The sequence below is a fragment of the Mesotoga sp. genome (genome assembly GCF_035363035.1).
Classification (GTDB): domain Bacteria; phylum Thermotogota; class Thermotogae; order Petrotogales; family Kosmotogaceae; genus Mesotoga.
In genome coordinates, this window is sequence record NZ_DAOSEH010000084.1 from 1 (window position 1) to 9314 (window position 9314).

7 protein-coding genes and 1 riboswitch are annotated in these 9314 nt (G+C 55.0%); of the genes, 2 read left to right on the plus strand and 5 right to left on the minus strand.

The genetic code is table 11. The features are described 5' to 3' along the window. The 5 genes from PKX57_RS10090 to PKX57_RS10110 all read right to left on the minus strand — a co-directional run. A partial coding sequence (locus PKX57_RS10090; RefSeq protein WP_472417115.1) for a class I tRNA ligase family protein occupies nucleotides 1–530 on the minus strand: 530 nt, incomplete at its 3' end. A gap of 88 nt (nucleotides 531–618) precedes the next feature. After that, the gene (locus PKX57_RS10095) at nucleotides 619–1347 is read right to left on the minus strand and encodes a hypothetical protein (protein ID WP_472417117.1); all 729 of its coding nucleotides are present in this window, start codon (nucleotides 1345–1347) and stop codon (nucleotides 619–621) included. A 14-nt stretch (nucleotides 1348–1361) separates the two neighbouring features. Beyond that, complete coding sequence (gene mnmE / locus PKX57_RS10100; RefSeq protein WP_472417119.1) at nucleotides 1362–2690, minus strand: tRNA uridine-5-carboxymethylaminomethyl(34) synthesis GTPase MnmE; 1329 nt, start codon at nucleotides 2688–2690, stop codon at nucleotides 1362–1364. Continuing rightward, entirely contained in the window at nucleotides 2665–5709 is a 3045-nt protein-coding gene (gene mfd / locus PKX57_RS10105) for a transcription-repair coupling factor (RefSeq protein ID WP_472417121.1), read from the minus strand. The genes mnmE and mfd overlap by 26 nt, the downstream gene beginning before the upstream one ends. After that, a complete protein-coding gene (locus PKX57_RS10110; protein WP_472417123.1) occupies nucleotides 5685–6920 on the minus strand; it encodes a CinA family nicotinamide mononucleotide deamidase-related protein in 1236 nt (411 codons plus the stop codon). Before PKX57_RS10110 ends, mfd begins: the two co-directional genes overlap by 25 nt. A 46-nt stretch (nucleotides 6921–6966) precedes the next feature. Further along, a riboswitch (TPP riboswitch) is annotated at nucleotides 6967–7068 on the plus strand. 33 nt (nucleotides 7069–7101) lie between these two features. On the opposite strand from PKX57_RS10110, the gene PKX57_RS10115 reads away from it, so the two are divergent. Beyond that, nucleotides 7102–8073 (plus strand): thiamine ABC transporter substrate-binding protein, encoded by a 972-nt coding sequence (locus PKX57_RS10115; protein WP_472417125.1) that lies wholly within the window; start codon nucleotides 7102–7104, stop codon nucleotides 8071–8073. A 19-nt stretch (nucleotides 8074–8092) separates the two neighbouring features. Further along, on the plus strand, nucleotides 8093–9314 hold a 1222-nt coding region (locus PKX57_RS10120; RefSeq protein ID WP_472417127.1), incomplete at its 3' end, for an ABC transporter permease.

Consider the following 9314-nt stretch of genomic DNA (forward strand, 5'->3'; position numbering starts at 1 on the left):
GGACACCAGTTGACTATGTATTTGCCCCTGTATATCAGGCCTTCTTTGTAGAGTTGAACGAAGGATTTTCTGACGGCCTGGCTCAATCGCTCGTCCAGGGTGAATCGCTCCCTGCTCCAATCGACGGAACAGCCCATGGCCTCTATCTGCTCCCTGATCTTCTGTCTGTATTCCCTGGTCCACTCCCAGGTGGTTTCCAGGAACTTTTCACGGCCGAGTTTCTTCCTGTCGATACCCTTCTTGGCGAGGTTTTTCTCGACGGCGTTCTGCGTGGCGATGCCGGCGTGATCCTCTCCCGGGACCCAGAGAGCCCTGAAACCCTGCATTCTCTTGAACCGGGTCATGATATCCTGAAGGACGAGGTTGAGCGCGTGACCCATGTGAAGAGCCGCCGTTATGTTCGGTGGCGGTATCATTATGGTGAAAGGCTTTCCGCTACCCTTAGGTTCGAAGTGGCCGTTCTCCTTCCAGCAGGAGTACCACTTCTTCTCCAGGTCGGAAGGACTGTACCTGGTTCCCAGTTCTTTCATAGGACTACCCCCTTGCGAGCTTGCAGCGATTAACAGGAATTATATCACGAAGTGCCGGAGAGAATGGGGAGAGGTTGTGCATTTGAGGTTAAGCCGGCGGTTCACCGGGCGATTGCTTCGATCGGACGGAGAGTTCCCTTTCTCTTTCGATCTCCTCCTGGAGTTCCAGCACGGTTTTGGGCTCTTCGTAGAAAGTGTAGGCATCTTCGGCGACCCTCACCACCAGGAAGTAGTCCTGTATCCTGGGCTTTCCCACCAGCTTGATGTTCCTGGCGGGCAGAAACATATCCCTCAAAGACGGATAATACAGATCGCCCGAAGATGTGCTCTGGTGGACGGCCACTTCTTCGATATCCTCCAGGGGTATCTCCATGTTGACCTGACCGGAGCCGGGTATGTTCACGCTGAAATGGAAACTCCCTCCGTTTATCATGGCGTAACTCTGGCTCATGTTGACTTTCTCTATTCTCTCGACCCTGCCGAAGGTGTAGAAGAGCGATCGAACCATGTTTCTGCTCTCTCTCCCGGAGAGGCCCAGCCGCCTTATCATCCTCTCTTTGGGCCTTTCTTCGCCCAGTCCCAGCAGCGCGGTGACCAGGCAGACTATGTCGCCAACGAGAAACCCCCCCCTGAAGTTGCCCGTCAACAGGGCGATCGATTCCACGATGATCGGCAACAGAGGGGCGATCACCAGCGATATATAAGCCGCTTTCCGTCTGAGGACGGTGAAGAGAACGAAGGCGGGGACACACGTCAGGAAGTAGAGGAGCGGACCGAGAAAGAGCCTGGTGGAGGCCGCGACTACGATAATCGCCATCGAGAGCAAGGCAATCACTTCCCGACGCAGAAATCGCTGAAGATCCTGTCGAGCAGATCCTCGGTCAGATTCCTTCCCAGAAGTTCGTCGAGGCTCTTGGCGGCCCTCTCGACGAGCGTGCTCACTATGTCGACAGTCACCCTCTCTTCTATGGCTTCTATCGACTGGAGGAGGTACCGCAGACACTCCTGGAGGCAGACCCTTTGCCTGGCGCTGACGATGATCTGCTCTCCGATCGATGTCAGGTCGAGGGTCTTTTCGACCATCATCTCCTCGAGCGAGGCGAGTCCCTGTCCTGTCCTGGCGCTGATCACGATATCGAAACCGGCGGCGTCGATCTGCCTTATGTCGGACTTGTTCGCGGCTCTGATCACTCTCCTCCCCTCCAGGTCGATTTTCTGAAGATAACCGGGATCGCCGGCCGGATCGCTGAGAAGTATCAGGAGGTCGGCCTCTTCGATGGCCTTCAGGCTCCTCTGTATGCCCATCTCTTCGATCGCATCGTGCGAGGCCCGTATTCCGGCCGTGTCGACGACTCTGAAGAGAACGCCTTTTATGTTCAGATCCTCTTCGATTGTGTCCCTGGTGGTCCCGGGAATATCGGAAACGATCGCCCGGTCCCTCCTAAGCAGCGCGTTGAGAAGGGTGGATTTTCCGACGTTGGTCTCGCCCACGATCACCGTCTTGATTCCCTGAGCGATCCTCAACCCCTTGCTGGCGCTCTCGATGAAGGCCGAAATACTTTCCGACAGGCCGTCCAGCTTTTCACCCAGGTCCGTGTAATCGGTCTCGACCTCGTCGGGGTAGTTGAGCTCGACCTCTATGGTCGCCAGCAACCGGACGATCTCCTCTCTGAAGGTCGAAATCTCTGTGGAGATGCCCTCCAGGTAGCTCCTTCTGGCCACGTCCAGAGCCGTCTCGCTTCGCGAGGTTATCATAGCGTTTATGGCCTCGGCCTTCGGGAGATCGATCTTGCCGTTCAAAACGGCCCTCCTGGTGAATTCTCCGGGGAGAGCTTCCCTGAAACCGGCCTCGAGAAGAGCTTCCATCGCCCTGTCGATGATAATCGGATTGCCGTGGAAGGAGAGTTCCGCCATCTCTTCGCCTGTGTAGGAGGCTGGCGCCTGGAAATACACGAAGAGTATCTCGTCGAGGAACTCCCCCTTGACCTTGAAGGGCGTCAGATAGATCTTTCTGGGTTTTGGTTTTTCAAGCCGCTCCAGGAGAGGAAGGAGCCTCTCCAGTATCCGCTCGCCGGAACACCTGACCGTCGCGGTCGCGGAAACGCCTCTGGCAGTCGCCAGGGCGCATATCGGATCAGTGAACAATCTCTTCAGCTCCAAGGAATATCTCCTGAAGAACTCTCATCAATCTTCTCTCGGGTACCGGATATATCATCGTCTTTCCTTCCCTATCGTTCACGATCACTTTCTCTCTCTTCAACCGTATCGAGTTGCGATCGTGGTTCTCGGCGTGAGTCAACACGACTCTCTCGGAATGCGCGTCGTACTCCACGGTCTTTATGGCCAGCTTGAAGGCTCCCAGTCTTACACGAGAGGCCGTCAGAAGCGATTCCACCTGTACGGGGAGCTTCCCGAATCTGTCTTTCAACTCGGCCTCTATTTCGTCGATCTCTTCCCGTTCCCTGCAGGCCGCTATCCTGCGGTATATCTTCAGCCTTTCGATGGAGTCGGCGACGAAGGTTTCGGGAATGACCATGTCGAAGGGTATGCTCTTCAATTCCGTATCCACCGCCCTGTCCTGAATATCTACTTCCTGCTCGCCCTTCAACTCTTTTAGGGCCCTGTCGACCATCTCGCGGTAGAGGTAAAGTCCCACCGAGTTGATATTACCATGTTGCTCGGCACCCAGGAGCGTTCCGAAACCCCTTATCTCCAGATCCCTCATCGCCAGTTTCATGCCGCTCCCGGCGCCTGAGAACTCCTTGAGCGCCTTCAGTCTTTCACGCGAGGGTTCGGTGAGTCTCCTGGCGTCGTAAAGGAAGTAGGAGAAGGCCCTCCTGGTGCTTCTCCCTACACGTCCCCTGAGCTGGTAAAGCTGCGCCAGTCCGTAACGGTGGGAGTCGTCGACTATCAGCGTGTTGGCGTTGGGCACGTCGACGCCGCTCTCGATTATGGTCGTGCAGAGAAGAACGTCGAGGCTTCCGGTGTAGAAAGACCTTATCGTCCGTTCGAAGGCCGTCTTGTTCATCTGGCCGTGCGCCATTTCGATGCCGACCTCGGGCAGCAGTTCCCTCAGTCTCAACAGGAGATCGGGCAGTTCGTTGACCCTGTTGTGGACGTATATAGTCTGGCCGCCCCTGTTGACCTCCCTCAGGACGGCCGTCCTGATCAGCCTATCGTTGACCGATCCCACGTATATTTCCGGCGTGGTTCTCCCTGCCGGAGGCGTGGAAATAACCGACATATCTCTCAATCCCGAAATAGACATGTACAAAGTTCTGGGAATGGGCGTCGCGCTCATCGAGAGAACGTTGATCTGGAGCCTGAGCTTTTTGAAATGTTCCTTCTGCATAACCCCGAAAAGCTGCTCTTCGTCGACTATCACCAGTCCGAGATCGGCGAACTGAACCTCCCTGGAGAGCAGCGAGTGCGTTCCCACCACAACGTCTATCTCTCCCTTTTTGAGTTTTCTGAGAAGTCTGCTCCTCTCGTTTTCCGTTCTGTAACGGTCGAGGATCTCGACCCTTATGCCAAAAGGGGTGAGGCGGGAGGAGAAGTTCTCGTGGTGCTGTCGCGCGAGCACGGTCGTGGGGACCATCAAGGCCACCTGCTTGCCGGAGATTACGCTCCTGAAGGCCGCCCTTATGGCCACCTCGGTCTTTCCGTAACCCGCGTCCCCGCTTATGAGCCTGTCCATAGGCCTGCCGCTCTGAAGGTCCGAAAAGACTTCATCGACGGCCCTGAGCTGATCGTCGGTTTCAACGTAGGGGAAACTGTCCCTGAAGCTCTTCTCCATCTCGGCATCCCCCGCGAGCGGTATTCCCCTGACGATCTCCCTGGAACCGTAGAGATTGCTCAACTCGCCGATCAGAGCCTTTACCTCGCGTTTCACTTTGGACTTCTGCCTGCCCCAGCCGTTACCCTTGAGTGAGTTGAGCTGCACTATGTCGGAATTTCCGACGTATTTGTGGACTCTATCTACTCTTTCGACGGGAACGTAGATCTTGTTGTTGTCTCTGTATTCGAGAACCAGGTATTCTCTCACCCCGAGCACGTTCTCGATGGTTCTCACGCCTAGATAGCGTCCGATGCCGTACTCCTTGTGAACGACGAGATCTCTCTCCTCCAGTTCCGTCCAGTCGACGATCGGCACTCTGGGAATGAACTCTTCCTCTCTCTCCTTCGGCTCTCTCCTGACCGCTTCCAGGGTCTCGGTCTGTTCGCTGTCGTAGGGCATCAGCGTGACTGCCGAATCCGAGACTACGGTGTAGTCGGCCATCTTCAGGAAGACCTCGGAAGAGACACCCCCGTACCTGACGTACAGAAACTTGCGTACCGGTCTGTCGGAAAGGAGCTCGATCGTCTCTCTCTCCCTTCTCGAATACTCGGCGAAGGCTTCGTCTGGCCTGACGAAAACTATGGCGTAATCCTTCAGGTAATCGGACAGAATCGTCTGCTTTTCGTAGAATATTCCCGCGATGGTATCCATGGTGTCCATTCTATCCAGGAGCGTTTCATCGCGTGTGCTGACGGTCTTTTCGGCCATTTCGATTCGTCTTCTGGCCCTTTCTTCGTTGTCGGGGGTGTTAAGACTCTCGGCCGCGGGCGTGATCCACGCGCGGTCCAGTCTCTCGACGCTCTTCTGTGTCGATGGATCGAAGAACCTTATAGATTCGATCTCTCTATCGAAAGTCTCTATCCTGAGCGGATGGCTGTTTCCGGGAATGAAGATATCCGTGATCGAGCCCTTGATCGAGAACTCACCGGGAACGGTTACGTTGAAAGTTCTACAATAGCCCATTCTGGCCAGGATCTCTTCATCGACTTTGAGCTCGCCTCCCCTGTGTATCGCGATCGTAAGTTCGCTGAAAACATCTAGGGGGACGGTCTTTCTGAGAAGGCCGTGAAACGAACCGAAGACTTTCTTCAGCCTGCCCAGCGAGAGATTGTAAAGCAGTGAGACTCTTTCGGCGCGTATGCGTGGCGAGGTGCCGATCTCCTCGAAGGGAAAGACGTCGTGAGAAAAGAAGTAACCTTCCTCCTCTTTTCTGGCGTGAACGGCAGCGAAAGATTCGAGCATTCTCTCGGTTGGAAATATAACAAGCACCTTGTCGAACGAGGAGAGGTTTTTCTCTATCCATGAAATGGGGTCGTTTACCCTGTATAATCTTCTTTCCAAAGTATCCTCCAGAGTCTTTTGAAAAGGGTATGGGCCGCTCTCAGCTGAATGGTTTCACGATCGCCCCTGAAATGATCCGTGTAGCTCCAGGATCTCTTTCCAAAACTTATAGCCGTGCATACGAGTCCAACCGGTTTTTCGATCGATCCGCCCGACGGACCGGCTATTCCACTCACAGAAAGGCCTATTTCCGTTCCGAAGACGGTGGCGACTCCGCTGGCCATCTCCCTTGCCGTCTCTTCGGAAACGGCTCCGAAACTCTCCAGCGTCTCTCTTCTCACCGACAGCAGAGAGGCCTTCGCCTCGTTCGAATAGGCGACTATGCCGCCGGGGAAGATGGCCGAAACGCCCGGAACGGAGGTCAGGATAGCCGAAAGCCTTCCCCCGCTGCAGGACTCGGCCGTCGAAACCGTCTTTTTCCTTTCGACGAGCATCTTCACCACAACGTCCGCGAGTTCCTCACCGGTGGTCGTGTAGATGTTCTCGCCGTACTTCTCTCTCAGCGAGGTAACGATCTCTTCGAGCTGTTCTTCGTTCGGGCCCGAGAGTATGACCGTCGGTCCGGTGTAGTATTTGACTCGGGTGACGAATTTCACATTTTCGTGTTTATCCAGTAACTCTTCGAGAGTCTTTTCTATTTCGGGCTCTGTTATGTCCACAAGCCCGACGGTCCGCATGAAGGGGGCCTCCGGGTGGCTCATGTGTTTGATCGCTTCGGCGAAAACGGCTTTCATCTCCATCGGTGGACCGGGCAGGACTACTATCTCTTTGGCCCCCATCTTCAGAAAGCATCCCCGGGCGCTTCCGACGGCGTTGGGCAGGATAGTAGAGCCCTCTACTGTATAGGCCTGGCGTTCGAGATCGGCGGGAGCCTTCCTCCTGAAGCGCGATTTGAAGCTCCTCTCTAGACTTTCACGATAATCGGCATCGCAGATCAGCGACCGCCCTGCGTATCGGGCTACCGTCTGCAGGGTTATATCGTCGAAAGTGCTTCCTAGACCGCCCGTAATTACTAAAAGATCGGCCCTTTCCAGCGCTCCCGTCATCTCCCGTATCATGAATTGAGCGTTATCCTGTACGATGACGATCGATTGGACTTCATAGCCCATGGCGGTCAGAGTCTCAGCCAGGTAACCTCCGTTGGTGTCATTCACGATTCCCATCGTTATCTCATCGCCGGTGATAAGGATTGCAGCCTTCGGATGATTCAAATAACCACCTCCAGAGCAATTGTATCACCAACTGGCGGGTGATATAATTGGGTGCCGGGGGAGCCCAAGAGGCTGAGAGTGCTTAAGTGCAGACCCCAGGAACCTGATCCGGTTAGTACCGGCGTAGGGAAGGCTTCGGGAGACGCCTCCGGCTATTTTTTAGAAAGTGGAGGTGTTTACGGTGAAAGCTCTTTCTCTCCTGCTGCTTTTATTGCTCTCATCGGCCGGTCTTTCTGTTCTGGTCGTGTATTCATACGATTCCTTCGTTCCTCTGGCTCTTGAAACTTTCGAGGAATTCACTCTTAAAACCGGGATCGAGGTGAAGCTCAAGACTCTTAGCGATTCCGGCTCTCTTGTAAATTACATCGTCTCGATGGGAGAGAAGTTCGACGGCGATGTCGTGATCGGAATCGACAACCTTCTTTCAAGAAAGGCCTTCGAAGCCGACATATTTCTGCCCTACAAACCGGCCGGCAGTGAAAATCTGATCAGCCAGGATCTGATCTTCGATCCCCTGTGGAGACTGACCCCCTACGATTACGGAGCGATCGCGCTGATCTACGACAGCCAGTCGATAACCTCAAAGATCGAGAGTCTCCAGGATCTGACGGATGGGAAGTTCAAGAAGGCCCTGATACTCCAGGACCCAAGAACCTCGAGCACGGGACTGGCCTTCCTGTCATGGACATACCTGCTCTTCGGGGAGGATTTCGAGCAGTTCTGGCGCGCGCTCAAACCCTCGATTCTGACCATCACGCTGGGATGGGACGACTCCTTCGAAAAGTTCGAGGCCGGCGAGGCGCCTATAATGGTCTCTTACGCCACCGACGGCGCGTACTCGGCGCATTACTACGGTCAATCTCTCTATTCGGTTCTGATTCCACAGGGAAAGGGCTACGTGCAGATAGAAGGCGCGGGAATCGTACGCTGGACGGATAACCCGGAGGAAGCCGGGATGTTCCTGGATTTCCTGTTGAGTCCGGATTTTCAGAGGCATGTTCCGCTCAACCAGTGGATGTTCCCGGTGATCGAGGTGGAGATGCCGGCCGTCTTCCAGTACGCCGTAAAGCCCTCGACGATCCTGAAGCTGCCCCCCGAGGTAGAACTCGAGGAATTGATCGGAAAATGGGAGAGAATAATCTACGAAAAGTAGCGTACCGACAGTTCTCTCTTTGCTGGTAGCGGCTGCGATCCTCCTTCCGCTGGTAGTTTCCTTCGGATTTTCCGGTCTGGACTCGCTGGGCGAGGCCGTCTCCTCGCCTTCCTTTGCCGGCATAACTCTCTTCACCCTGAGACAGGCGGCGTTGAGCACCTCTCTGGCGCTTATGGCAGGACTCCCGGCGGCCATATACTTTTCCAGAAGCAGATCCCGTCTCTCAAAGCTTCTGGGGCTGACGACTTATATACCGTTCTTCTTTCCGGGGATCTCCATGGCTATAGGCTTTCTGGCGATCTACGGCAGGAACGGGCTTTTAAACTCCGCGCTGGCCCTTTTCGGCTTTGAGAGGCTTCAGATACTCTACTCGTTCGGGGCGATACTGCTGGGCCACGTCTTTTACAACGCCCCCATAGTGATACTGATTCTGGGAAACGCTTTGAAGAGGATCCCTTCCGATCTTCTGGAGACGGCCAGAATAGACGGCGCGGGAAAATTGACGCGCTTTCTGAAGGTCGAACTTCCCCTGAGCGTGCCGGCGCTGGTCAACTCGGCGCTCCTGATTTTTTCGTACTGCTTCACTTCCTTCGCCGTGGTTTTGATCCTCGGGGGGGCCCAGTTCGCCACGCTCGAGGTCTCCATATATATGTACTTCCGCCTCCTTGGGCGGCCCCAGATGGCCGTGGCGCTGTCGGTGATCCAGTTCGCGTTCATTATGCTCTTCGGCGTGCTGATCTCCATTTCCGAAAGAAGAATCCCCTTCGAGCAGGGCGAACAGTACATCGAGAAAAAGACGGCCACGCGACTGTACTCTCTGCTTTTTCTGGTTTTCGAGTGGGTGCCGATTCTCGGGGCTTTCACGAGTTCCTTCTACGATCGGGCGAGGGGAGAGTTCATCTTTGGAAGGGTGGCCGGGCTCTTCAAAGGGGAGTTGCCGCTCATAGGGACCTCGTTGGCGAGGACCGTCTTCAATTCTCTCTCGCTCTCGACGGTCGCATCGGTTACGACCGTGGCGATAACTTTTTATCTGGCGTGGACGGCCAGGAAGATCCGCGGGGGAGCCAGACAGTTGAAGATAGTCTCATTGCTGGCTCTCTCGGTTACGCCTTCGATGATGGCCATCTCCTACCTCACGACGATCGACTTTCTCCCCGTTCCGGTTTTGATGTTGCTGCTGTACTCGCTGGTGGCGCTTCCCGTTTCGTTGAACTATATCAACGGTCAGGTGCAGAACGCCG